The 23,857-nt window shown below is 71.2% G+C and carries 17 protein-coding genes; 9 read left to right on the forward strand and 8 right to left on the reverse strand.

Annotation, left to right across the window (positions count from 1 at the left end; genetic code table 11):
* Window positions 1-194: 194 nt before the first annotated feature.
* From HV824_RS23490 to HV824_RS23505, 4 genes are read right to left on the reverse strand one after another with little or no spacing between them, the layout of a single operon-like run.
* Window positions 195-1,673: a radical SAM protein gene (locus HV824_RS23490; RefSeq protein ID WP_176424264.1), complete on the reverse strand. Its 1,479-nt coding sequence runs from the start codon at window positions 1,671-1,673 to the stop codon at window positions 195-197.
* On the reverse strand, window positions 1,664-2,452 hold the full coding sequence (locus HV824_RS23495) for a 1-acyl-sn-glycerol-3-phosphate acyltransferase (RefSeq protein WP_176424265.1): 789 nt from the start codon (window positions 2,450-2,452) through the stop codon (window positions 1,664-1,666). The genes HV824_RS23490 and HV824_RS23495 overlap by 10 nt, the downstream gene beginning before the upstream one ends.
* On the reverse strand, window positions 2,443-3,060 hold the full coding sequence (locus HV824_RS23500) for a hypothetical protein (protein ID WP_176424266.1): 618 nt from the start codon (window positions 3,058-3,060) through the stop codon (window positions 2,443-2,445). The genes HV824_RS23495 and HV824_RS23500 overlap by 10 nt, the downstream gene beginning before the upstream one ends.
* Window positions 3,060-3,854 (reverse strand): hypothetical protein, encoded by a 795-nt coding sequence (locus tag HV824_RS23505; protein WP_176424267.1) that lies wholly within the window; start codon window positions 3,852-3,854, stop codon window positions 3,060-3,062. The genes HV824_RS23500 and HV824_RS23505 overlap by 1 nt, the downstream gene beginning before the upstream one ends.
* A gap of 15 nt (window positions 3,855-3,869) precedes the next feature.
* Here HV824_RS23505 and HV824_RS23510 point away from each other — a divergent pair, with 15 nt between their 5' ends.
* Window positions 3,870-4,976 (forward strand): phosphatidylglycerol lysyltransferase domain-containing protein, encoded by a 1,107-nt coding sequence (locus HV824_RS23510; RefSeq protein WP_176424268.1) that lies wholly within the window; start codon window positions 3,870-3,872, stop codon window positions 4,974-4,976.
* Between the two features lie 379 nt (window positions 4,977-5,355).
* On the opposite strand, the gene HV824_RS23515 is transcribed toward HV824_RS23510, so the two are convergent.
* Window positions 5,356-8,286, reverse strand: a complete 2,931-nt coding sequence (locus tag HV824_RS23515; protein ID WP_176424269.1) for a serine/threonine-protein kinase — start codon at window positions 8,284-8,286, stop codon at window positions 5,356-5,358.
* Window positions 8,287-8,362: 76 nt separating this feature from the next.
* On the opposite strand from HV824_RS23515, the gene HV824_RS23520 reads away from it, so the two are divergent.
* The 3 genes from HV824_RS23520 (at window position 8,363) to HV824_RS23530 (ending at window position 12,411) form a co-directional block, all read left to right on the forward strand.
* Window positions 8,363-9,241 (forward strand): sigma-70 family RNA polymerase sigma factor, encoded by an 879-nt coding sequence (locus HV824_RS23520; RefSeq protein ID WP_176424270.1) that lies wholly within the window; start codon window positions 8,363-8,365, stop codon window positions 9,239-9,241.
* Window positions 9,242-9,371: 130 nt separating this feature from the next.
* Complete coding sequence (locus tag HV824_RS38250) at window positions 9,372-11,327, forward strand: peptidoglycan-binding protein (protein ID WP_368738096.1); 1,956 nt, start codon at window positions 9,372-9,374, stop codon at window positions 11,325-11,327.
* A gap of 31 nt (window positions 11,328-11,358) precedes the next feature.
* Entirely contained in the window at window positions 11,359-12,411 is a 1,053-nt protein-coding gene (locus HV824_RS23530; protein WP_217917667.1) for a peptidoglycan-binding protein, read from the forward strand.
* A gap of 32 nt (window positions 12,412-12,443) precedes the next feature.
* Here HV824_RS23530 and HV824_RS23535 read toward each other — a convergent pair whose 3' ends face one another.
* Window positions 12,444-15,320 carry a serine/threonine-protein kinase gene (locus tag HV824_RS23535; protein ID WP_176424271.1) on the reverse strand — a complete coding sequence of 959 codons (2,877 nt, stop codon included), beginning with the start codon at window positions 15,318-15,320 and terminating at the stop codon, window positions 12,444-12,446.
* A 149-nt stretch (window positions 15,321-15,469) separates the two neighbouring features.
* Between HV824_RS23535 and HV824_RS23540 the strand changes: the two genes are divergently transcribed.
* A complete protein-coding gene (locus HV824_RS23540; RefSeq protein ID WP_176424272.1) occupies window positions 15,470-16,360 on the forward strand; it encodes a hypothetical protein in 891 nt (296 codons plus the stop codon).
* A 73-nt stretch (window positions 16,361-16,433) separates the two neighbouring features.
* Here the strand turns inward: HV824_RS23540 and HV824_RS23545 are convergent, their stop codons facing one another.
* Entirely contained in the window at window positions 16,434-17,033 is a 600-nt protein-coding gene (locus HV824_RS23545; protein ID WP_176420707.1) for a hypothetical protein, read from the reverse strand.
* 26 nt (window positions 17,034-17,059) lie between these two features.
* The gene (locus tag HV824_RS23550) at window positions 17,060-17,896 is read right to left on the reverse strand and encodes a hypothetical protein (RefSeq protein WP_176424273.1); all 837 of its coding nucleotides are present in this window, start codon (window positions 17,894-17,896) and stop codon (window positions 17,060-17,062) included.
* 267 nt (window positions 17,897-18,163) lie between these two features.
* Here HV824_RS23550 and HV824_RS23555 point away from each other — a divergent pair, with 267 nt between their 5' ends.
* The 4 genes from HV824_RS23555 (at window position 18,164) to HV824_RS38255 (ending at window position 23,784) form a co-directional block, all read left to right on the forward strand.
* Window positions 18,164-20,998: an FG-GAP-like repeat-containing protein gene (locus HV824_RS23555; protein WP_176424274.1), complete on the forward strand. Its 2,835-nt coding sequence runs from the start codon at window positions 18,164-18,166 to the stop codon at window positions 20,996-20,998.
* Between the two features lie 460 nt (window positions 20,999-21,458).
* Window positions 21,459-22,619 carry a hypothetical protein gene (locus tag HV824_RS23560; RefSeq protein WP_255208280.1) on the forward strand — a complete coding sequence of 387 codons (1,161 nt, stop codon included), beginning with the start codon at window positions 21,459-21,461 and terminating at the stop codon, window positions 22,617-22,619.
* A 151-nt stretch (window positions 22,620-22,770) separates the two neighbouring features.
* Window positions 22,771-23,079 (forward strand): DUF2019 domain-containing protein, encoded by a 309-nt coding sequence (locus HV824_RS23565; protein WP_368738097.1) that lies wholly within the window; start codon window positions 22,771-22,773, stop codon window positions 23,077-23,079.
* A 273-nt stretch (window positions 23,080-23,352) separates the two neighbouring features.
* Window positions 23,353-23,784 (forward strand): VOC family protein, encoded by a 432-nt coding sequence (locus HV824_RS38255; protein ID WP_368738098.1) that lies wholly within the window; start codon window positions 23,353-23,355, stop codon window positions 23,782-23,784.
* Window positions 23,785-23,857 lie beyond the last annotated feature (73 nt).

The following is a 23,857-nucleotide window of genomic DNA, read 5'->3' on the forward strand; positions in this document are numbered from 1 at the left end:
GCGGGGGTTGGCGGCGGGGGTGGACGGCTACATCACCAAGGGCGACCTGGTGCGCCAGGACCTGGTGGATGTGGTGCGGCGCCTGCTGGGCTGACAGGCCCCTGCATGGGGGATGCTCCGCCGGCGCATCGGCGGGAGCGCGCGGCGCGGCAGGGGTTGAGCGTCCCTCCTGCCAGGTGGGCCCCGGGTGTTCCTCAGTACCCGCGGTACTTCCGGCCCGCCTGCTGGCGCAGCGCCATGGCCTCGGCCAGCTCGCGGCGGTCCTCGGGCAGGTAGTGCTGGGGAATCAGCTGTTGGTGCACGAGCTTGCCCAGCGGCGTCAGGCTGAAGGTGCCGAGCAGCCGGTTCTCCTCGCCCAGCCCGAGCTCCGTCCACCTTGCCAGCAATTGACGGTGATGCGCCATCGTCTGGGCGCCGTACTTCTTCGCGCGCGAGCGCACCCGGGTGAAGGGGCTGTAGAGGAGGTCGAACGTCACGTCCCGCGTCGCCCGCTGCGCGTCGTCGAGCGTCCGCCAGTACGCAATGCCCAGCCCGCCCTTCTCCACCGCGGTGCAGTAGTCATTCACGTCGCGGTGGTTGAGGAACGTGGCCCGGTCTCCAATGGAGAAGCTGGAGTTGCCGAGCCCGTGGTACAGCACCTCTCCGTACGCGGGGTTGACGCGCACGCGCGCCAGCTCGAGCAGCTCGCGCCGCACGTGCCGGGGCGAGCGGTAGAAGCGCGCCCCCAGCTCCTTCCAGCCGAGCCGGGTGAACAGCGCCCGCGCCTGCGCATCACTGTGCGCCGTCCGCACCCACGAGGGCACCGCGCCGGGCTTGCCGTACGTCCCGCTGCGCGGGTCATCGTGGTACGGGTAGATGAAGACGCTGTCCACCGCGCCGCTCGTGGCCAGCCGCTCCAGTTCGGCGAGCGTCTTCCGCCACGACTCGGGTGTCTGCCGCTCCAGGCCCGTCATGATGTCGATGTTGACGAACTCGAACCCCACGCGCCGGGCGCGCTCAATCGCCTCGAAGGCGATGCGCAGCTCCTCCTTCTGGTGGTGGAAGGCGTACAGCTCCGGGTCCAGCGTCTGCACGCCCAGGTTGATGCGGCGGAAGCCCGCCCGCACCAGCGCGTGGAGCTTCTCCTCGGAGGCCGTCACCGGCTTCGCCTCCACGGTGCTCATCGACGTCATCGGCGGGCCGAAGTGGAACAGCAGCCGCTCCAGGAACCGCTCCAGCAGGTGCAAGGGCAGGGCGGTGGGCGTGCCGCCGCCCAGGAAGTACAGCGCGCGCTTGAGGCGCGGCGTCAGCTCCCGGACGCGGCGCATCTCCAGCGCCAGCGCGTTCACGTATCGCGACATCAAGTCTTCGGTGTGCTTCGTCAGCAGCTCGTAGTGGAAGCAGTACCGGCAGCGGTACTTGCAGAAGCCGAAGTGGAAGTAGTACCCGCCCGCGGAGAACGGGCCCACCGCGTCGCGCAGGTACTCCGCGTCCGTGGGCGCGCGTTGGTAGCCGGGGCGCTTCTCCAACTGCACGGCGGGAGGGTATGTGAGCTGGTAGTCGTGCAGCTCCGGCCGGGGCCGCAGCAGCGGCTCCTGGGCCCAGAGCCGCTCCAGCCGGGCGCCGAGCTCCGGCTCGGTGGCGGTGCTCACCTCCAGCGCCTCGCCGAACCTGGAGACCTTCTTCAGAGCCATGGGAGACGTCGCCCTTTCGCCAGCTCATCAACGGCGCACTGCATGGAGGTCCGCACGCGCGCGTCCACCGCGTCCACGTCCCCGTCGTCGGGGGAGAGGGGCGGCAGCACCCGCACGCTGATTCTCGCTGGCAGCGGCACGTAGCCCGGCAGCGGCCCCAGCCACAGCCCCCAGGGGAGGCTCAGGGACAGGGGGAACGTCTTCAGCCGGAAGCGCCGGTCGAACCCCAGCCTCCGCGCCAGCGAGGCCCCGTCCCAGAGGACGACGAGCGCCTCGTGCCCGCCCACGCAGACCACGGGGACAATGGGCACCCCGGCCTCGCGCGCCAGCGCCACGTAGCCCTTGCGGCCCGCGAAGACGACCTCGTTCCTGCGCGAGAAGCTCCGGCACGCGTCGTAATCTCCGCCCGGATACACCTGCACGGCGTAGCCTTGGCGGAGCGCCTCCCGCGCGAGGTCCGTCCGGGCCCTCACCGCGCCCAGCTTCGCCAGCGAGCGCGCGAGCGGACGCGGGTACACGTCGAACATGGCGTCATGGGCCAGCGTCACCAGCGGAGGCTGGCGGCCGGACGTGTGGTACGTGCCCAGCCACACCAGCGTGTCCGGAACCATCGCCGCGCCGCTGTGATTGCCCACGCCCAGGAAGGGCCCGGACGGCAGGTGCTCCATTCCCTGGACGTCCACGCGGAACCACGCGTGGAGCGCCCGCGTCAGCCAGCCGATGTGACGCCGCTGGAAGTCGGGGTCCACCGCCGCGAGCGCGCCGGGCGCTACCGCCATCGCCGCACCAGCTTGTCGAGGTCGAAGCCGTAGAAGCCGCGCTCCGGCCAGTCCGGCATGGCGCCGCAGAACCGCGCGAAGCCGACGAGCGTGGCGAAGCGTGGGTCCACGTTCAGCGCGTCCGGGTACTCGAAGCGCTCGGCGGCCTCGGCCAGCGCCACCAGCCGCGCGTGGTAGCCCGGCCACGCCACCAGTCCGCGCAGGTAGGGCGCCCAGCGCGTGCGGCCGTCGACGACCTTGGACGCCTCCTCGCGCAGCAGCGCCAGGCCGCCCGGGTGGGACTGCAGGAGCTGCAGGTCGTAACCGAGGAACGCGTCCTCGTGGTACACGCTGACCATGTGCCGGACGATGCTCTCCGGGCGCTGGGTGAGCCCGGAGTCGGCGAGGAGCTGGCGCGGGTTGTAGAGCACCTGGAGCGGCACGCGGATGGGCACCTGTCCCATCCAGGTGCTCCGGCTGCGCTGGCGCTCCCGCTCGCTCTCGCTCAGCGTGACGGGGAGCATGGCGAGCCCGCCCACGCGGACCTGCCACGGGGACGGCAACCGGTCCAGGTGGCCGTGCTTCACGAAGAAGCCCATCCGCTCGTCAATGGCGCGCGCGGTGCGCATCACGCCGCCTTCAGTGGAGCCAGCCGCGTGTGGAGTCCGACCTGGGCGATGCGCAGGTTGAGGTCCTCGAGGAGTCGCTCGCACACGGCGCCCCCATCCATACCGATGCCCACGATGAGGTCCGGGTCGCGCACCTGCTCCAGGAGCCACTCGCCCCACAGGGCCACCTTCTCCTCCAACCGCAGGCGCGCCGCGCCGTCCAGCCGGGGGATGCGCTGGCGGAGCGAGTGCAGGCCGAAGGCGATGTGGCGGCTCTCGTCCCGCGCCAGCCGGGGCAGGGCCTCGGCCACCAGCGTCTTCAGCGCCCGAATCGAGCTGTCGAGCCCCTCCCCGTCGTCCAGCGTCTCCACGAGCCTCACCGCCTCCTGGAACAGGGAGTGCGCCACGCCCTCGATGAGCACCTGCATGCCGAGCAGCAGCGCCTCGGGCGTGTCCGCCTCGCGCACCTCCCGCATCAGCCGCGCGACGGAGGGCCGCACGCGCCCCTCGCACCCGAAGAGCCCGACGACGCGCTCGAAGAAGGCCACGTGGCGGGCCTCGTCCGTCTGCTGGGTGACGAGGAAGGCGCGCGCGGAGCCCTCGGGGAGCCACTCCCGCAGGCGCGTCGCGGCGAAGAGCGCGGTCTGCTCACCGCACTGGAGCTGCACGAAGGCCTCGGCCGCCGTCTGGCGGAAGGACTCCGGCAGTGCCGACACGTCCACGGTGCTCCAGCCGAGGTCCTCGAGCCGCCACTGGTCGCGCCTTGCCAACTCGCAGAGTCGCTCCAGGGAAGGTCCCGCCCAGCCGTGCGTCATGTGCCGCGCTCCCTCATGCTCGCGACTATGCCACGCCGGGCCCGCATCTCGCCCCCCGGCCAGCGGCCCGGTATCGTGGGCGGCGTGAAGCACGACCTGGTGCGAGCGCACGGCGCGGACCCGATTTCCTACTCGACGCTCCAGCCGGGCCTCTCCTACTTCGAGACCTCCTTCGGCTACGTGCCCTACCAGCGGGCCTTCGGGTTCGACCTGACGCTCGGCCCTCCGGTGTGCGCGGCGGGTGACCGGGCGGAGCTGCTCCAGCGCTTCCTCCGGACGGGCAGGCGCCCTCTCTTCTTCTATGTGCAGCGGGACGTCGCGATGCTCGCCGCCGGGCTCGGAGGGCCTCGCTACCGCGTCAGCGGCATGGGCATGGACAAGGTGCTCGCGCTCGACGCGCCGGAGTCCGCGCGAGCCGCGAAGGTGGAGGCCGCGCTCCGGAAGGCGGCGCGCGGCGGCTTCGAGGTGCGGGAGGTCCAGCCCTCGGCGCTGGGCGACGAGGAGCGCGCCCGAGTGGAGGCCATCACCCGCGCCTACCTGCGCCGCAGCTCGGTGCCAGTGGAGATGCGCTTCCTCAACCGCCCGCTCACGCTCGACGGCGACGGGCTCGCGCGGATGTTCCTCCTGCGCCAGGGCGCCGACGCGCGCGTGTTCGGCTACGCGGTGCTGGACCCGTACTTCCACGAGGGCCGCGTCCAGGGCTACCTGCTCAACCTCATCCGCTTCGAGCCGACGCGGCTGTGGGGCGTGTACTACGCGGCCGTCGCCACGCTCGCCTCCCGCCTGCGGGTGGAGGGCGTCAGCCAGCTCTCGCTGGGGTTCTGCCCGCTGTACGGCGTGGACACCGGCGGCTGCTCACCGGGGCTCTCGCGCCAGGTGCAGTGGCTGGAGCGCCGACTCGCGGGCGTCGACTACCTTGCCCGCCTCCGCGAGATGAAGGACGCGTTCCCCGGGGGGACGCCCCAGCGCTACTTCGTGACGCCGTCCCCGTGGGCGGTGACGGCGCTGCTGTCGCTCCTGCGCGCGTGCGGCGTGCCCCTCACGGAGGTGCTCCGCCGGAGTTTCTCCAGTCGCGCCCGGGCAAGCGGGGCCGCGCCGCGGGCTACAGTCTCATCCGCTTGAACAGCGGCCCGCGTCCACCCCTCGGGCCCCTGACGCAGAGGCATCCACGTCTGATTAACGTGATGGAGAAAGCGGCGCAGAATCAAGGGCTTGAGTGCAGCCGAGCCTGCAGGTCCGCCGAAACAGGGTGGCCAGGAACTTTCTTCCGGCATGAGGACGAGCACTCCGAGGACGAAGGTGGCTGCGGGACTGCGCGCGCTGGTGTCGGCCGAAGACATCCTGGAGGCGGCGCGGCGGTTGGGTGCGTTTCAGCGCCAGCGAAAGGTGGACCTGGTGGCGTTGGTGGAGTCCACGGTGGCCGCGGTGACGCCTTCGTCTGGCCCGACCGAACTGGCAGCCGTTGCCCCCTCCGTAGGCCACCGCGGCCGGGCGCCTGGCTTCACTTCGGAGCGGGCGCCGCCAGCCGGGCCAGCAGGGCCTCCAGCTCCGTCTTCTCCGCCACGTCCCAGGGGCGGCGCACGTAGAAGTCCAGGGCCTGCCGCGCCAGTTCGCGCGCCCGCTCGCGCTGCCCCGGGCGCGCTTCCAGCACCCGGGCCAGGGCGAGGCGCGTCTCGGCGACGACGGGCTCGTTCTGCTCGATGCCCTGGAGCCGCAGCACCCGCTCGAAGCTCTCCAGGGCCTGGGCGGTGCGGCCCAACGCCAGCTGGGCCCTGCCCTGCTGCAGCAGCGTGTCCCCCAGCATGAAGTGCTTCGGCCCGAGCCCCTGGACCTGATGCGCCAGGGCCCGCTGGATGGGAACCAGCGCCTCGGCGTTGCGGCCCTGGGCCGCGAGGACCCGCGCGAGGCCGGTGAGCGTGTCGGCGAGGTCCGGCGCGGTGGGGCCGAACACCCGCTCTCCGACGGCCAGGCCGTGCTCCAGCGCCTCGCGGGCCTGCGCATACTCCTTTCGCCGCAGGTGGATGTGGCCCAGGAACATCCGCGCGCGCGTCTCGCCGGGGCTCTCCTGGCCCGAGGCCTCGTAGGTCCGCACCGCCTCGAGCGCCAGCGGGAGCGCCTCGTCCGGCCGCTGCCGCTGGAGCAGCAACATCACCAAGTTTATCTGGATGTGCGCCACCCGGGGATGGCGGGGCCCCAGCCACTTCACCCCGAGCTCCAGCGCATGGCGGACCGCGTCTGTCGCCTCTTCGTAGCGGCCCAGGGTGCTCAGCCCCATGCCGCTGTTGGCCCACATGCCCGCCATCCGCGGGTGGTCCTCGCCCAGCGCCGCGCTCGCCTGCTGGCGGGCCTGCAGGAAGTGCTCGGTGGCCTCCGCGTACTTGCCGTGGTTGAACAGCGCCCCGCCGAGGCTCCGGTGCAGGTGGTACTGGAGGTTGGGGGCGCCCCCCAGCCGCTCCAGGGTCGCCTGCGCCTGCTGGCCCCACTCCAGGGCGGGCTCGAGCTGGTGGAGGTTGACGCCGTACACCCACACCAGCTCGATGTGCGCGCGGGCCTTCAGCTCGTCCAGCCCGAGCGCCTCGGCCGCGAGCGCCGCCTGCTTCAGCAGCCGCTCCGCCTCCGCGTCCTCATGGAGCCCCTGGTGCATCAGCCCCTGCCAGAAGAGGCCCTCGGCCTCGAGCCCGCGCTCGCCCAGCTCGCGCGCGCGGGCGTGGACCTCCCGGGCCTGCTCCACTCCCTCCCGCTCCCTCCGGGCCGCATGGAGCGCCTCGATGCGCGCGAGCCGCGTGCGGAGCAGCTCCTTCTCCGGGGAGGCCACCGGCGTCGGCGTCGCCAACGCGTGGGCCGCCCGCACCCCCTGGGCGGTGCAGGCCGCGAGGTCAGGCAGCGTCCCCATCAGGCTCGCGGCCTCGCGCACCTCGGTGGCGGAGGCCTGGACGAGCAGGTCCGTGAGGGCCCGCACCTTGTCCCGGCGCCAGTCCAGGCACTGGCTGCGGTGGCGTAGCACCTCCTCCGGCTGACGCCGCTCCACCCAGGTGGCCTCGCACGCCTCCGTCCACTCACGGCTCCAGCGCGCGGTGTAGTCGTCCAGCGTGCGCTCCACCATGGCCCAGGCGTCCTGCGCGTAGGGCTGCTTCGTGGCCAGGAAGACGCCGGAGAGGGTCCGCTTGCGCTCCGCGTCCCAGATGCTGGCGAACCGCGTGCCCGCGTCCTGGCACCGCTCGCGCCGCTGATGGAGGTCCTGGTAGCCCATGGCGCCGCCGCCCAGCAGCAGCAGCAGCGCCGCCGCCGCCACCCGCCGCCGCCGCACGGCCAGCGGTCCCCGCTCCAGCTCCGCCAGCAGCGCTTCCATGGAGGGGAAGCGCGCGCCCGGCTCACGGCTCAGGCCGCGCAGCACCACCCCGCGCAGCCAGCGCGGGACGCTCACCCCCCGGGGCGCGGCGCGCACCTCGTGGCCCAGGAGGCTCTCGCGCAGCGCCTCCCACGTCTCACCGGCGAAGGGCCGCTCTCCGTGGAGCGCCTCGTACAGCGCCACGCAGAAGCTGAACTGGTCCGTCCGGGGCTCCACCGCGCCGCCGAGCACCTGCTCCGGGGCCATATAGGCCGGGGTGCCCAGCAGCGCGCCGGTGCGCGTCAGCCGGTCCCCGTCCTTCACCCCCAGGCCCCTGGCGGGCTGTGCGGCGAGCTCGGTGACACCCGGCGCCCGGGCGAGGCCGAAGTCGGTGACGCACACGCGCCCGTCCCCGCGGATGAGGACGTTGTCCGGCTTGAAGTCCCGGTGGACCAGGCCCGCGGCATGGGCGGCGGCCAGCCCGCGCCCGGCGCCGAGGAACATCTCCAGCACCTGCCGCCAGGAGCGCCGCCCGGCCCTCAGCCACTGCGTGAGGGTGCTGCCCTCCACGAGCTCCATGGCGATGAAGACCTCGTCGCCGAAGGTGCCCGCGTCGAAGACGGCCAGCACGTGGGGGTGCTGGAGCCGGGCCATGGCCTGGGCCTCGCGCAGCAGGCGGGCCTGGCCCTCCCGCGTGTGCGCCGTGCCCACGCGCAGCAGCTTCAGCGCCACCTTGCGGTCCAGCTCCGGGTCATACGCGCTGTACACCACCCCCATGCCCCCCACGCCCAGCCTGTCCAGCAGCAGGTAGCGCCCCACCGGGCGTCCTCGCTCCAGCCGCGACTCCACCAGCCGCTCCTCGGAGGAGGCCAGGGGGCCAGCGGAGGCGCTGGAGGGCCCGGCCGGAGCGGCGAAGCCGCTGTCCCGGGCCAGCTCGGACAGCAGCTGGCGGCACGGGACGCACCCATCCACATGGCGCTCGATGGCCGCCACCCGCGGGGGCGTGCAGAGCCCCTCCACGAACTCGATGGCCGTGTTGTCGTCCAGGCAGTCCGGCCCGGACCCCGGGGGACCAGAGCCGTCGGAGGGGGGCGCGGAGGCCATGGCGAAGATTCTAGGGAAGGCAGGTCTTCATGTAAAAATGGGACGCGGGCATCCTGCCGGAAATGGGAGGTGCTGAGTGGGCACAGAGCAGGGGGTGACAGCGGCCTTCCTGGCGGGGCTCGACGCGGCGGGGCGTTCGCGGCTCGCGGGCTGGGAGCCGCGGCTGGCGGGGCTGCTGGAGGAGGCGCTGCGGGCCTGGCCTGGCCTGGCCGTGGCCCCCGAGGACTTCCTGCGCTGGCTGGTGGCGCGGCTGCCGGCGGCGGGCCCGGACGCGGAGGCGCCGAGGGTGGCGGACCTCTACCTGGTCTTCGCCTGTACCCGGGGGGACACGGTGGCGCTGAGGTGCTTCGAGCAGCACTACGTGCCCGAGCTCGAGGCCGCCCTGGTGCGCCTGCGCCTCTCCCACACGCAGCGGGACGAGCTGCGGCAGGAGCTGCGGCAGAAGCTGCTGGTGTCCGAGGACGGGGCCGCGCCGCGCATCGGTCTGTATGGGGGAAGGGGGGCGCTGCGGCACTGGGTGCGGGCGGTGGCGACGCGCGAGGGGCTGATGCTGCTGCGCAAGTCCACGCCGGAGGTGGGCGTGGACGAGGAGCTCTTCGACACCTTCCCGGCGGCCGCGGAGGACGTGGAGCTGCAACAGGCCCGGCGAGAGTACCAGGCGGAGTTCAAGCGCGCCTTCGAGGAGGCGCTGGCGTCGCTGGAGCCCGGGGAGCGCAACCTCCTGCGGCGGCACTTCATTGACGGGCTCAGCACGCCCCAGCTGGCGGCGCTTCATGGCCTCCACCGGGTGTCGATGTTCCGCCGGCTGCGTCAGACGTGCGAGGCGCTGGTGGAGCGGACGCGGAAGCTGCTCCTGGAGCGGCTGCCGGTGTCCGAGTTGGAGCTGGCCAGCCTCAACCGGCTCATCCGCAGCCACCTGGACATCAGCCTGGAGCGCCTGCTCCCGCCCGAGTAACGGACGCGGGACGGGCGCGCGGGAATGCAACCGAAAATCCCGGGGTGCGTCCTCCTGGGCAGACGCACAGGTCTTCCCCATTACCCCCAGGTTCCCCATGTCCGTCACCCGCGCAGGAAGTCCCTCTCCGGTGGCCCGCACGCCGGCCAGTTCCTCCAACTCCAACGAGGTGCGGCCCGGCTCCTCGGGGCCGCAGGTGCAGCGCCTCAAGCAGGCGCTGAAGGACGGGGGCTTCTACGACGGCGTGGTGAATGACCAGATGGGCGCCCAGGGCGTGGACGCGCTCAAGGCCGCCAAGGCCGCGCTCAAGCTGGGGGGCCCCCCGGACGTCGCCGGTGAGTTCACCCTCCAGAAGCTGGAGGAGTACGCGAAGCGCCGCGGCGGCTTCGACTTCGCCCGGGAGCTGGCCAGCCCCGACAGCACCCTGTCGGTGGCCATTGGCAACGCGGAGGGGACGCGCACCGTCGACGGCGGGACGACGTCCGCCTACGGGGGCCACGTGGACCCGGGCAACGCCGCCCACAACACCGGCACCTTCTCCTACCAGCGCGGCCCCGCCAGCTCCCCCGAGGACGCGGACGCCAAACAGCTGGCCAACTTCCGCTCCATCCTGCCCCGGTACGAGGCGGCGGCGCGCGAGGCGGGGTTGGACCCGAACAACCCGCTGCTGGCGTCGGCCTTCTTCGACAGCTTCAACCAGAGCGAGGCCGCGGGGCTCGGCTGGAGTGACAGCTCCACGGGCCAGGGCCTCATCGGCCAGTTCGACTGGCTGGCGCGGAACGGCATCACCAAGGACAACCTCATCGAGGCGCGCGTCCGCTCGTACCAGAACACCGACGGAGGCATCGAAGCGCCGGGGCTGGACCTGGACAGGAACGGCGCCACCACGCTGGACGAGGTGCGGGCCGACCAGGGCCGGCGCATGGACGAAATCGTCAAGGTGCTCAACGCCCGGGGCGCGTCCACCACGGGCACCGCGCCCACCGGCGAGTCCGGCTACACGCCCGCGCCCACCTCCCAGGCCCCGGTGGCCACGCCGCCGCCGGCCGCCGCCGGCGCGGTGGCGCTGCTGGCCACGGGCGCCCGGGGCCCGGAGGTGTCGCAGCTCCAGCAGGCGCTCAACAAGGCCGGCGCCCAGCCTCCGCTGGCGGTGGACGGCGACTTCGGCCCCCTCACCGAGGCCGCGGTGAAGCAGTTCCAGGCGCGCTCCGGCCTCCAGGCGGATGGAGTCCATGGCCCGCGGACGGCGGCCCGTCTCATCGGTGGCGCGACCGCCACGCTCAACCCGGCGACGCTCGGCAACATCTCCGGTGGCGCCCCCAGCGCCAGCTTCGAGGTGAGGCCGGGCTCCCGGGGGCCCGAGGTGACGCAGCTCAAGCAGGCCCTGAAGGACGCGGGCTTCTACAAGGGCGTCGTCAACGACCAGATGGGCCCGGACGGCGTGGCGGCGCTGAAGGCGGCCAAGGAGCACCTGAAGCTGGGGGGCCCCCTGGACGTGGCTGGCGCCTTCACGCTGAGGAAGGTCCAGGAGCACGCGAAGTCGCTCGCCTCGGGCGTCGTGATGGGCAACTTCAGGGTGGACACCGAGAACGCGACGCTGCGCAAGCTGGCCACCGGCGCCCTCACCGGCCAGGGCGACTTCACGTGCGTGGCCTCCACGCTGGTGAACATGGAGCGGCTGGGCGTGCCGCAGCCCCTGGCCACGGGCGAGGACACGGGCAACAACCCTCGCGGCGGCATGGTGCAGCTGGTGCGCGACTTCGGGTGGAAGTCGCTGCCGCTTCCCGGCTCGGAGGTGCAGACCATCCACAGCCCGGCCTACGGCACCATCCAGGCCAACGTCATCTCCGCGGACGCGTACGAGGAGCTCGCCCTGGCGGGCCAGGTTCCGAGCGGCGCCATCATCTTCCAGACGCGCCACGACTCGTGGAACGACAACAGCGAGGGCTCGCGCGGCTTCGACATGGGCATCGTCCGCGACGGCGGCCGGGAGACGTTCAACTACCAATCCAACGGCCCCCTCATCTACGGCTCGGCCCAGAGCGTCGTCATCCTCGTGCCGGGTGACGCGCTGAAGCAGCAGTAGGCCCCGGCCCGGAATTCCAATGGAGCGCGTGATGCGAACGATGATGCGGGGACGGATGTCTTCTGGCAGGGGACTCGTTGTCGGGCTGTTGGCGGCGACGCTGGCGGCGGGCTGTGGCGAGGGCGAGGACGCCGGTGACCTGCCGGTGGACGGGCTGACGGACACGCCGGTCGGCGAGGTGGAGCAGGCGGTGTCGGGGCTGTCCTGGCCGGTGCTCCGCCAGGGCAACAGCGGCCGTGACGTGGTGACGGCCCAGTATCTGCTGCGGCACAACGGCCGGACGCTGAGCGTCAACGGCGCGTTCGACAGCGCGACCTACTCGGCGGCGCGGGCCTTCCAGCAGTCCAAGGGCCTCCTGGCCGACGGCATCATCGGCCCCGCCACCTGGGAGGCGCTCGTCGTCCCCGTGTCCCAGGGCAGCTCGAACAACGCGGTGCGCGCGGTGCAGGACCAGCTGCGCAGCCGCTACAGCTACACCGCCGTCACCGTGGACGGCGTCTTCGCCACGAGCACGAACACGGCGGTGCGCGACTTCCAGACGAAGAAGTGCCTGAGCCCCGTGGACGGCATCGTGGGGTTGAACACCTGGAACGCCCTGGTGGCGCAGGCGACGCGCTGTGGCACCAGCAGCAGCGCCACCGCGCAGAGCATCCTCAGCTCCCACAACGCCGGCACCATCACCCTGTGGAACCAGACGTTCGGCCGCTTCGACGGCGCGGACCCGCTCACCAACATCCAGGACGCGGCCGCCGGCCGGGCGTCGAAGACGAGCTGCTACGGCAACGCGCCTTGCACCACCGTCTTCCTCACCAACAACCTGCTCAATGGCATGAAGAACCTCATCACCAGCCGCAATTACAGCTACTTCGTCACGGCCATCGCCGGCGCGGACCATGGCTACGGCTCGCTGCATTTCCAGGGGCGCGCCTTCGACGTGGACGAGGTGAACGGCGTGCGCATCTACGGGGACAGCGCGGCGGCGCGCGGCTTCATGGACGCGTGCCGCGCCCTGGGCGCCATCGAGGTGTTCGGCCCCAGCAATGACCCGGCCGGCCACTTCGACCACATCCACTGCGGCTGGTAGCCGCCCTCGCGCCACCTGGCGCGCGCTCGCCCCTACCTCCTCCGCGAGTCCTCCCCGGAGGTGAGCCGGCCCAGCAAGGCCTCCAGCTCGGCCTTCTCCGCGGCGTCCCAGGGGTGACGCGTGTAGAACGCCAGCGCGCGCCGCGCATGCTCCAACGCCTGCGCGCGCTGGTCCACACGCCGCTCCATCAGCCGGGCCAGGGCCAGCCGCGCCTCCGCGACAATGGGCTCGTTCTGTTCAACCTCCTGGAGTCGCAGGACGCGCTCGAAGCTGGCGGTGGCCCGCGAGGTGTGGCGCAGCGCGAGCTGCACCTGGCCCATCCGCACGAGCGTCTCCGCCAGCGCGAGGTGCGAGGGCCCCAGCGCCTGCTGCTGGAGCTCGAGCGCCCGCCGCATGGAGGCCAGCGCCTCCTCGTGCCGGCCCTCCGCCGACAGCAGCTCGCCGAGCCCCGTGAGCGCATCCGCCAGCTCCGGTGCCTCCGGTCCGTACACCCTCCGGGCAATGGCCAGGGCGCGCTCCAGCGCCCGCCGTGACGGCGCGTGCTCCCCGCGCTCGAGGTGGATGTGGCCCAGGAACAACCAGGAGCGCGCGGCGCCCGGCGGCTCCTCGTCCAGGGAGGAGTAGATGGCCACCGCCTCCTGGGAGACGGGGAGCGCCTCGTCCTCCCGGTGCTGGTACAGCAGCAGCTGCACCAGGTTCGTCTGGATGTGGGCCACGCGGGGGTGGCGCGGCCCCAGCCACTTCACGGCCAGGGCCAGGGCGTGCCGGACCGCGACGGTGGCTTCCTCGTAGCGCCCCAGGGCGCTCAGCCCCATGCCGGCGTTCGCCCAGATACCCGCCAGCCTCGGGTGGTCCTCTCCCAGCACCGCCGCCGCCTGCCGCCGCGCCTCCTCGAAGTGCTCGGCCGCCTCCGCGTACCGGCCCGCGTCGAACAGCGCCCCTCCCAGGTGGAGGTGCAGCGGGTACTGGAGCCGGAGCGCGCCGCCCAGCCGGTGGATGGAGGCCTGCGCTTGGCGGCTCCAGGCCACGGCCGGCCCGACCTGGTGCAGGTTCACGCCGTACAGCCACACCAGCTCGAGCTGCGCGCGGGCCTTGAGCTCATCCAGCCCCAGCGCCTCGGCGGTGAGCACCGCCTCCGTCAGCAGCCGCTCCGCCTCCGGGTTCTCCTGGAGCGCCTGCCGGAGCTGCCCCTGCCGGAGGAGGGTCTCCGCCTCGAGCGGGCCATCCTTCAGCGCGCGCGCGCGGGTGTACACCGCCTGGGCCAGCTCCAGCCCCTCTCGCTCCCGGCGCGCCGCCTGGAGCGCCTCCACGCGCGCCAGCCGGAGCCGCAGCGCGTCCTTCTCCGGCGAGGACTCCGGTGTCCCGGCCGGCGGCGTCGCGGAGGGCCCAGGGGCCTGCCCGGCGCACGCGTTCAAGTCGGGCAGGGTCGCCATGAGGTTGGCGGCCTCGCGCACCTCGGCCGCCGAGGCTTGGGCCAGCAGCTCCGTGACGGCCTGCACCTTGCCCCGGCTCCACTCCAGGCACTGGTGCTGGCGCCGCAGCGCCTCCTCCGGCTGCCGCCGCGCCACCCACGTGGCCTCGCACGCCTCCGTCCAGTCGCGCGCCCAGCGCGCCGAGTAGTCGTCCAGGGCGCGCTCCACCATGTGCCACGCGTCCCGGGCGTAGGGCTGCCCGGTGGCGAGGAAGGTCTCGGAGACGCGCTGGCGGCGGGCCTCGTCCCAGACGCCCTCCAGGCGCGCGGCCACGCCCTGGCACCGCGCTCGCCGCTGCCGCAGCTCCCGGAGCACCAGGCCCCCCACGCCCACCACCGCCAGCAGCACGGCCACCGCCACCCGTCGCCGCAGGATGGCCTGGGGCGCGCGCCGAAGCTCGGTCAGCAACACCTCCATGGAGGCAAAGCGCGCCTCGGGTCGGGGGCTCAGGCCGCGCAGCAGCACCCGGCGCAGCCACGGGGGGACCCGCGCGCCCCTCGGAGGCGGACGCACCTTGTGGTCGAGCACGTTGCCGCGCAGCGCCTCCCACGTCTCCCCGGCGAAGGGGCGCTCGCCGTGGAGCGCCTCGTACAGCGACACGCAGAAGCTGAACTGGTCCGTCCGGGCATCCACCGCGCCGCCGGCAAGCTGCTCCGGCGCCATGTAGGCCGGCGTGCCCAGCATCGTGCCGGTGCGCGTGAGCCGCGGCTCGCCGCTGCTCGCGGCGAGGCCGCTGGCGGGCAGAGCGGCGGCCTCCCCGGCGCCGAACGCCGTGGCGAGGCCGAAGTCGGTGACGCGCGCGCGCCCGTCCCTGCTCATGAGGATGTTGTCTGGCTTGAAGTCCCGGTGGACGAGCCCCGCGACATGCGCCGCGGCCAGTCCCCGGCCCGCGTCGAGGAACACCGCGAGCACCTCGCGCCAGGCGCGACGCTCGGTCCCCAGCCACCGGGTGAGGGTGCTGCCCTCCACCAGCTCCATGGCGATGAAGACCTCGTCGCCGAAGGTGCCCGCGTCGAAGACGGCCAGCACGTGGGGATGCTGGAGCCGCGCCATCGCCTGGGCCTCGCGCAGCAGGCGCGCCTGGCTCTCCCGCGTGTGCGCCGTGCCCACGCGCAGCAGCTTCAGCGCCACCTTGCGGTCCAGCTCCGGGTCATACGCGCTGTACACCACCCCCATGCCCCCCACGCCCAGCCGGTTCAGCAGCAGGTACCGGCCCACCGAGCGTCCCCGCTCCAGCCGCGCCTCCAGCAGCCGCTCCTCGGCCGAGGCCCGTGGCTCGGTGACGCCAGCGGGCTCCCTGGCGGGCACCGGCGGCGCGAGGTCCTCGTCCAGGGCCAGCGCCGCCAGCAGCCTGCGGCACAAGGAGCAGCCATCCACGTGCCGTCCGACGGCTCCGACCTGCTCCGGAGGACAGCGTCCTTCCACGAACTCAATCACGGCATCCGGCGTCAAGCAGCCGGGATCCGACACCACCGGCGGCGCACCCAGGGAATCAGACCGTGAGGGCATGGAATGGAATGACAATCAATTCAAGGTAGCCGTTGATAGCATGGTGGGGTGTGACGCGGATGTAAACTGGGGGTCCCGTGGAAGCGGAGCAGGAAGTGAAGGCCTTCCTGGCGCGGCTGGACCCGGCCCGGCGTGAGGCGCTGGCGGGTGGGGAGTCGCGACTGGTGGAGCTGCTTGGCGCGGCGCTGGAGGTCTGGCCCGGCTTCCGCGTGGCGCCTGGGGCCTTCCTGGCGTGGCTGGTGGAGCGGCTGCCGGCGCTGGAGCGCGGCGCCCCGGGCGTGGACGGCGCGAGGGGCGCCGACCTCTACCTGGCGTTCGCATGCAGCCGAGGAGACACGGCGGCGCTGCGGCGCTTCGAGCAGCACTGCGTGCCCGAGATGGAGGTGTCCCTGGTGCGCCTGCGGCTGCCTCCTTCCCAGCGGGAGGAGCTGCTGCAGCAGCTCCAGCACAAGCTGCTCGTGGCCGGGGGCGGGGTCGCGCCGCGTATCGGCACCTACGAGGGGCGCGGGGACCTGCGGCGGTGGGTGCGGGCGGTGGCGACGCGCGAGGGGCTGGAGGTGCTGCGCAAGCACGTGCCGGAGGTCGAGGTGGAGGAGGCGTTCTTCGAGGCGTTCCCCGCGGTCGCGGAGGACGTGGAGCTGCGGCAGGTCCGGCGCGAGTATCAGGAGGCGTTCAAGCGCGCCTTCGAGGATGCGCTGGCGTCGCTGGCACCCGAGGAGCGCAACCTGCTGCGCTGGCACTTCATCGACGGGCTGCCCACGCCGCGGCTCGCGGCGCTCCACGGCACGCACCGAGTGACGATGTTCCGCCGGCTCCGGCAGGTGTGCGAGGCGCTGGCGGACCGGACGCGGAGGCTGCTGCTGGAGCGGCTCCCGCTGTCCGCTGGCGAGTTGGAGAGCCTGAACCGGCTCATCCGAAGCCAGTTGGACCTGAGTCTCGAGCGCCTCCTCCCGGCGGCGGAGGAGTGAGCGCCCGCGGCGACACCGGGGCGGCCCGTCAAGGGGCCGCCCCAGCGCCGCGTCCGACGCGGGGATTGGACGCTCAGTTGCAGATGGCGTCGGTCAGCCCCGCGCTGCGGATGCCATTGGCGCACCAGCCCATCTCCGCGTCCGGCCTCCAGAGCCTCGTGCCGGACTTCGCCTTGATGGAGTTGGCCGTGGGGAACGCCGTCACCTGGCCGTTGCGCACGGCGGTGTTGGCCATGCGGTAGCCCGGGGGCGCCACCACGCTCTCCTTGAAGCCCCAGGACCAGTAGCGGCCCGCCGCCATGTCCCCCACGGCGTGGTCCCACTCGGCCTTGCAGCACCGGTAGGGCGTCCCGTAGCCCGAGTTCGCCGGGGGCGTGCAGAACTGCGCCGTCGGCGAGCCATTGCAGCTCTCGCCGCCCGGGTACTGCATGCAGCACGTATCATGCATCTGCGAGCCCACCGTGACGAGACAGCTCACCCAGCCGGCCGTCGTGGTGGAGTTGGTGCAGAAGCCGCCCGGGGGCCCGGAGCAGTTGCTCCCGGAAGCGCCAAAGCACGTGTTCGGCACATTGGAGACGGCCTGGTCGACCTGCGCCACCTCGGTCTCCGTCAAATCCGCCGCGCCACAGCCCACCAGGAAAAGGACAGCGAACGAAACAAGAGCGTTCTTCATGAGTTGTTCCTCCAAGGAGTGTCTGCTCAGCCGAAACAGCCGCGGGCCACACCCAGGGACCAGTCATCCTGGGCATTCGAAAACTCGTCACCGCAGTTCACGTCCGAGGCGCCGTCGGAGGAGCACAGGTCGTGGCTGCACGTGTCGTGGTCCAGGCAGTCCAGCGTGTACGCGCTGGGCGCGCCCCAGCCGCAGCCGGGACCGCAGCGCCCCATGCAGTTGTAGTCGCCACCACCACAGACATTGGGACCCCAGTTGGAGTTGGCCACGACTGTCTTGGACGTGATGGCGCCCGCCGTGCCGCGGTCGTAGACGGCCGTGTAGGTCCTGCCCTTGGTGATGCAGGCGATGCCGTCATTCCCATTGCTCATCGCGCTCACGTCCGCGTTCATGACCTTGGCCCGGTGCACATATCCCTCCGGCGACTCCGACCAGTACTCGGCCTGCACGGCCACGAGCAGCTCGTGCCGGAGCGGCGCGCCCTCCTGCATCAGGTGGCTGCCCAGCGAGAATCCGAAGGTGGCCAGCGCCTGGCGATCCTGCGCGCTCAACACCACCTCATGCCCGTCGCTCTTCAGCACGCCATCGCTGAAGTCCATCTCGAAGTCGAACCGCTTGCCGTTCACGGTGACGAACAGCCGCACGGCGTCGGCGGACAGTGCTTGTGATTGGAACTCGACCCGCGAGCCGTCATGCGAGAACGTCCCCTGCATACCGGCAGGAGCGCGCTCGAGCGTCAGCCCCTCGGCGGAAGACTCCACCGCGGGCGCGGGCTCCTCTCCCGCCGGTGCCACACCACAGCCAACGACCAGCAACACCGAGACAAGTCCGCCCAGCAGGCGGCTGGCAAACACGTTCTTCATGAGCACTTCTCCCGTTCCAGAGGAAGGCGCCGGATTCAGGGGCGCCTGGGGCCCACGGCACGCCTGCCGCTTCGGCCCCTCCCGCATGGACGGAAGCCGGCCTCGCCGGTTGCGACATTTCCTTGAAAAACTTAAATTTCCTGTATTTGCATTGAATTACATTCGTGCTGAGTTCAGTTTTGACCCAGTTGCAAATGTGCAAAGCCAATCTATACCCGGGGCCCTCACGAAGCCCTGTCATCCCAGACAGGCCCTGAGGGGGTAGCGATGAAGCAGAACACGAGGTGGGGGGGCATCCGGCTGTCGGTCGCGGCGCTGCTGGCGCTGACGGCGTGTGGTGAGAGCGGCCCCGCGGAGCAGGACGCGCTGGGGCAGAACGCCGCCGAGGCGAACGGCGAGTGCCAGGTCCAGCCACCCTTCAACCCCAACTTCGAGCCGGAGCTGGAGTGGGCCTGGAGCGGAAGCCCCGTCCTGCCGACCCACGTCCAGGTCATGATGACGCCCATCGTCGTGGAGGTGAATGGCGATGGTGTCCCGGACATCGTCTTCAGCACCTTCGTGGGCTCCAACTACACCACCAACGGCGTGCTGCGAGCCATCAGCGGCGCCGACGGCGCGGAGCTGTGGACGGTGACGGACCCGGCCCTGCGCGTGCGTGGCGCCGCGAGCGTGGCCGGCGCGGACATCGACGGAGACGGCCTGGTGGAGCTGTGTGCCATTCCGGAGAGCGGCAACGGCATCCTCTGCTTCGAGAACACAGGCGCGTTCAAGTTCCGGACTTCCATCCCCGCGAACAACTGGGGCGGCGTGGCCTTCGCGGACCTGGAGGGCGATGGCCTGGTGGAGATCATCAACGGCAACCATGTCTTCAGCCACACGGGCGCGCTGAAGTGGGTGGGCGTCGACGGCATGGGTGGCCCCGTCGGCCCCCTCGCGTTCGCGGCGGACATCGACGGTGACGGACTGCAGGAGGTGGTCAACGGCCGGGCCATCTACCGGCATGACGGCACGCTCAAGTGCCGCAACACGAGCATCGGCAATGGTCTGTCCGGGGTGGGGGACTTCGATGGCGACTCCCACGGCGAGGTGGTGGTGGTGTGGTCGGGCCGCGTCTCGCTGCTGGATGACGACTGCACGCTACTCTGGACCCAGAGCATCCCCGGTGGAGGGCATGGGGGGGCGCCCAACATCGCCGACTTCGACGCCGACGGGCAGCCGGAGATTGGCGTGGCCGGCGCCACGCGCTACGCCGTCTTCGAGACGAACGGCGCGGTCAAGTGGTCCAGCGTCACCCAGGACAACAGCTCGAACGTGACAGGCTCGTCCACGTTCGACTTCGAGGGCGATGGCCGCGCCGAGGTCGTCTACGGCGACGAGCGCCGCCTGCGCGTCTACGATGGCGCCACGGGCGCGGTGCGCTTCGACGTGGCGCATTCCTCCGGGACGACCTACGAAAACCCCCTCATCGTCGACGTGGACGGTGATGACAACGCGGAGATTGTCGTCGCCTCGAACAACTATGGTTTCGTCGGCACCGCCGGCATCCGCGTGTACCGCGACCGCGAGGACGGCTGGGTGAACACGCGCCGCATCTGGAACCAGCACGCGTACTCCGTCACAAACGTCAACGACGACGGCACCATCCCCGCTCACCCCGTGGCCAACTGGCGCACCCCGGGCCTCAACACCTTCCGCGCCAACAGCCAGGGCTCGGGCGTCACCAGCCCCTACGCCGCGGCCGACGTGATTGTGACGGGGGTCTCCACCACCTGCGACTCGACGACGGGCACCCTTCGCCTCAACGCGGACGTCTACAACCAGGGTGACGCCGCCGTCTCCGCCGGCCTCCGCGTGGCCTTCTACCAGGGCAACCCGGACGCGGGCGGCACGCTGCTGGGCGTGGCCACTGTCCCTTCCGTGCTCTCCGCGGGCAATGGCGCGGTCGCCACCCTCGCGCTGGCCTCCGCCCCCGGAGGCACCGCCGAGCTCTGGGCCGTGGCGGATGACGATGGCACTGGCACCGGCCGCGAGACGGAGTGCGTGGAGACCAACAACGGCGGCAGCGCGCCCGTCAGCCTGGCCTGCTCCAGCAACGCGCCGCCCGTCGCGGTCTGCCGGAGCGTCACCCTCCACGCGGAGGCCACGGCCTGCGGCGCTCCGGCCAGCGTGGACGACGGCAGCCATGACCCGGACCACCAGCCCGGCCCCTTCTCCATCACCCAGACGCCCGCTGGCCCCTTCGGCGTGGGGACCCATACCGTCACGCTGACGGTCTCCGATGGCCAGGCGAGCGACGCCTGCACGGCCACCGTCACCGTGGTCGACGTCACGCCGCCGGTCATCACCTGCCCGGCCGAGCGCATCGTGGATGCCACGGGCGCGGAGGGCGCCTTCGTCACGCCCGCGGAGGCCACCGTCTCCGACGCGTGCGGCGCGACGGTCAGCGGCCCACCGGCTGGCGTCTACCCCCTGGGCACCACGGCGGTGACGTACTCGGCCACGGACGCGGCGGGCAACAGCGCCTCCTGCACCACGGCCATCCATGTGGTGGCCCGTGACGCGACCCCGCCCGGGTTCACCATGTGCGAACCGCCGCGCTACACGTCCGCCGCGCAGGTGAAGGCCTGTGGCTGGGCCACTGCCAGCCCCGGTGGCGCGGCCATCAGCACGGTGCTGCTGTCCATCGACGGCGGGCCGCCCCGGCGCCTCACCCCGGACAGCGGCGGTGGCTTCGTCTTCAACTGGGTGGACCTCGCGGAGGGCCACCACCTCATCACCTTCACCGTCATCAGCGTCGATGGCGGCATCACCACCCAGAGCCGGGAGGTGACGGTGGACCGCACCGCGCCCATCCTCCGTGTCCTCTCCCCTGCTCCGGATGAGCCCCAGTCCCTGGTGGTGGAGGTGGTCTCCGAGGTGACGGACCTCTCCCCGGTGCGGGTGACGGTCAACTGGGTCAGCAGCACCGAGGTGGGCGCGGGCACGAATGTCGCGACCAACGCGGTGACCCTGTCGCGCTCCGGGTACAACGTCGTGCTCGTCCAGGCCACGGACGCCGCGGGCAACACCGCCGAGCAGGTCATCCACGTGCTCGTCGAGTAGCGCGAAGTGAAGTTGCGCGGGCCGCGCCGTCCTTCACTGCGGCGCGGCCCGCCAGGTGTCTCGTGTCCGTTCGCCAGGCGTGCGTGAAGGGCCCTGGCGCCCCCCGGTACCGTCTTCGGCTCATTGGAGTGGACCCGGAGAGACACGGTGGCGCGACGAAGTATCGCAGCGGGAGAGGTGGAGGCGCCCTCTCAGTCAACGCGAATGCGACGGCCGCCATCCTCCCGCGGGTGAGCGGCGAGGCCATCAGCTTCCTCACGGCGCTCAGCACGGCGTTCACGAAGCCCTCTCCTCGGTCCTTATCCCACCAGAGAAGGAAGATTTCCGGACCGGCGACACCATGGTGCAGATGCAGGGCAGCATCACTCTCTGCTGTCGGATGAAGGTGCGACCCTGAACATCATCGTCTCTGGGGTGGCCTTCCCGTAAACTGGAGTCTTCCTCGCTTTGAAAGCGTCACATGGCGATCCGTCTGAGCGTCGTGGTCCTACTCCTCGCCATCCTCGATGCGTGCGCCTCGCCGCGTGTCGTCCCCCTCGACACGGGACAAGGCTCGCCCCTGGAGTACAGGCCATCCTCCTCAAGCAAGTCCGTGAAGGTGGACGCGGAAACATTCGAGGAGGCGCTGGGGCAGTTGGTGCTGGAGGTGCCCCTGACGCTTCGTGCTCCGCGGCAAGGCTGGCTGGTGCGCGCCTCCCACTCCGGCAACGCTGCGGACAGTCGATGGCAGCGCCTGATGCGCAAGAGCTTCGGCGGCATCTGTGAGCCGGGCCAGCGCAGGGACCACTGCCTCTCCTTGCTCGACGACGGAATGGGCTTGGGTGAGTGGGACAAGCTGGGGATTGCCTTGGGCCTCTCACTGGCGCCCCTCAAGGAGTCCATCGCCAGGGCGGTGGAGAAGACCCTGGCGCCCCAACTCTTCTACACCGTCATCGCCACGGGCCTCGTTACCTGGGCCGTCTTGGCGGCCAACCCCGAGCCGGTGTTCACCAAGGCGGCGGCCATCGTCTCGGCGGTCCTGCTCATCTACCTGGGAGTGGAGACCTTCCTGGAGGTGGTGGGCGCGAGCCGGGAGTTGAAGGGGGCCGCCGACCTGGCCACGACGTGGGTGGAACTGGAGCAGGCCGGTCAGCGCTTCGCCAACAGGGTCGGCCCGGAGGTGGCGCGCGTCTTCGTCCTCGCGGTCACCGTGGTGGTGAGCCATGGCATGACCGGGGGCGCCGCGTGGCTGGCCTCGCGGTTGTCGATGTTGCCCCGCTTCACGGAGGCAGCGGTGGCAGGGGCTTCAGGCGTAGGCATCAACCTGTCGAACGTAGGACAGGTGCGTGCGGTGGCCGTCGTAGGAAGCGCCGTCATCATTTCCCTTCCTGCCACGGCGGTCGCCATGGCCGCCCAGCGCATGGTCGGAGGAGGATCCGCAGCGGGGAGCAATCCTGCCGGCTTCAGATCCTGGGGCTCGTTCGGCGGCCTCAAGAGTGCTTTGGGCTCTCAGCGGGGCCAGGCAAGCAGTGGCACCACATCGTCGAGCAGACTCCTGGCAACGTGGAGCGATTCGGTCCCCGTGCCATCCACAACACCGAGAACGTCATCCCACTGGAGGAAGGACTGCACACGCGCGTGAGCGGGTTCTACTCCTCGATTCAACAGGAAATCACCGGTTCGAGGAGCTTGACGGTGCGACGGTGGTTGAGCACGCAGTCCTGTGAGGCCCAGCGCCAGTTTGGATTGTAGGCCATCGAAAAGGTGCGGAAGGGGATTTGGGGAGTCCGGAAGTGAGTCTCGAAAAGCTCGTAGAGGCATTCGCTCAGCACTCCGCAGCCCAGACCGATGCGATTTGTCGGGGAGACGCGAAGACCGGAAACAAGCACGCCAAGATGGTGAACGCGGCATTCGACAAGCTGTGCGCGTATGGCAACCCTGGGAGGGATGCCCTCGCAGCTCTGTTCATGCATCCTCGCATGGACGTTCGAGTCAAGGCGGCGGCCTTCCTCCTTCGCCATGGAACGGAGGAGGCCAAAACCGTCTTGAAGGATGCAGCACAGGGGGAGGGCCTTGTTTCCTCGCGGCCTCCGAGGCGTTGAAGCGCTGGGAAGAAGGCACCTGGTCCTTGGACCCTGGTTAGGACGTCTTCATTGTCGGTCGGCTTGCACGCGCTTCTCGGCCCTCATTCAAGAGGAGGATTGTCCAAGGAGACGCTGTGGTACGTTCGCACCGATGGTACCCATGGCTGCCAAGGTCGATGAAGCATCGGCGCTGTTCTTCCAGTTGGTGGCGACGAACGTAGGCGGCACCGGGACGCCGCAGACCGACTTTGCCCCCCCAGCAGCTCCGTGAATTGGTCCGCATCGCGCGCAATGACGCTCTCCATCAAGGCGCCTCTGCCCGCCACCTCACCACCAACGCAATCCGCGTCGCACTTCTTCTCGAGGACGCGCTCATGGCTCAGGTCATACCTCAGCGTGTACGGCACTTCATGGTCGCGAGCCCCACCTGTGCCGAGTTGTGGCAGCCGCTCGGGGTGGTCCGTCATTCAATGCTGGCGAACTCGTTCTCGTACTTGCCCAGGCGAGACCTGGCGCCCACATCCGTTCCAGTACGTGTACTTCTCGACCAGGGACCTCGGCGCCCTCCGCGAGCGATGCCTTTCGGCTGGCGCTACCGCGGTGACGCCCGTCGAGCACATGCCGTGGGGCGAGACGCTGTTCTATGCGGTCGACCCATTCGGCAATCCCATCGCGTTCGTCGAATCCGGCACCGAGTTCCTCGGTGGCCGTCCTGCACCGTGACAGCCGTAGGGCAGTGGGCGCTTTATGAAAATGAAGCAATGAGGTTCAGCAGAGCACACACGTGAAGGGAGCT

It is taken from the genome of Myxococcus sp. AM009 (genome assembly GCF_013372605.1).
GTDB classification, from domain to species: Bacteria; Myxococcota; Myxococcia; order Myxococcales; family Myxococcaceae; genus Myxococcus; species Myxococcus vastator.

Coding starts and splice junctions, on each gene's coding strand:
- HV824_RS23545 (WP_176420707.1), bottom strand. CDS start 17,033: ATGAAGAACGCTCTTGTTTCGTTCGCTGTCCTTTTCCTGGTGGGCTGT.
- HV824_RS23550 (WP_176424273.1), bottom strand. CDS start 17,896: ATGAAGAACGTGTTTGCCAGCCGCCTGCTGGGCGGACTTGTCTCGGTG.
- HV824_RS23490 (WP_176424264.1), bottom strand. CDS start 1,673: ATGGCTCTGAAGAAGGTCTCCAGGTTCGGCGAGGCGCTGGAGGTGAGC.
- HV824_RS23560 (WP_255208280.1), top strand. CDS start 21,459: ATGGCGATCCGTCTGAGCGTCGTGGTCCTACTCCTCGCCATCCTCGAT.
- HV824_RS23515 (WP_176424269.1), bottom strand. CDS start 8,286: ATGGCCTCCGCGCCCCCCTCCGACGGCTCTGGTCCCCCGGGGTCCGGG.
- HV824_RS23505 (WP_176424267.1), bottom strand. CDS start 3,854: ATGACGCACGGCTGGGCGGGACCTTCCCTGGAGCGACTCTGCGAGTTG.
- HV824_RS23555 (WP_176424274.1), top strand. CDS start 18,164: ATGAAGCAGAACACGAGGTGGGGGGGCATCCGGCTGTCGGTCGCGGCG.
- HV824_RS38255 (WP_368738098.1), top strand. CDS start 23,353: ATGACGCTCTCCATCAAGGCGCCTCTGCCCGCCACCTCACCACCAACG.
- HV824_RS23510 (WP_176424268.1), top strand. CDS start 3,870: ATGCTCGCGACTATGCCACGCCGGGCCCGCATCTCGCCCCCCGGCCAG.
- HV824_RS23530 (WP_217917667.1), top strand. CDS start 11,359: ATGCGAACGATGATGCGGGGACGGATGTCTTCTGGCAGGGGACTCGTT.
- HV824_RS23500 (WP_176424266.1), bottom strand. CDS start 3,060: ATGCGCACCGCGCGCGCCATTGACGAGCGGATGGGCTTCTTCGTGAAG.
- HV824_RS23495 (WP_176424265.1), bottom strand. CDS start 2,452: ATGGCGGTAGCGCCCGGCGCGCTCGCGGCGGTGGACCCCGACTTCCAG.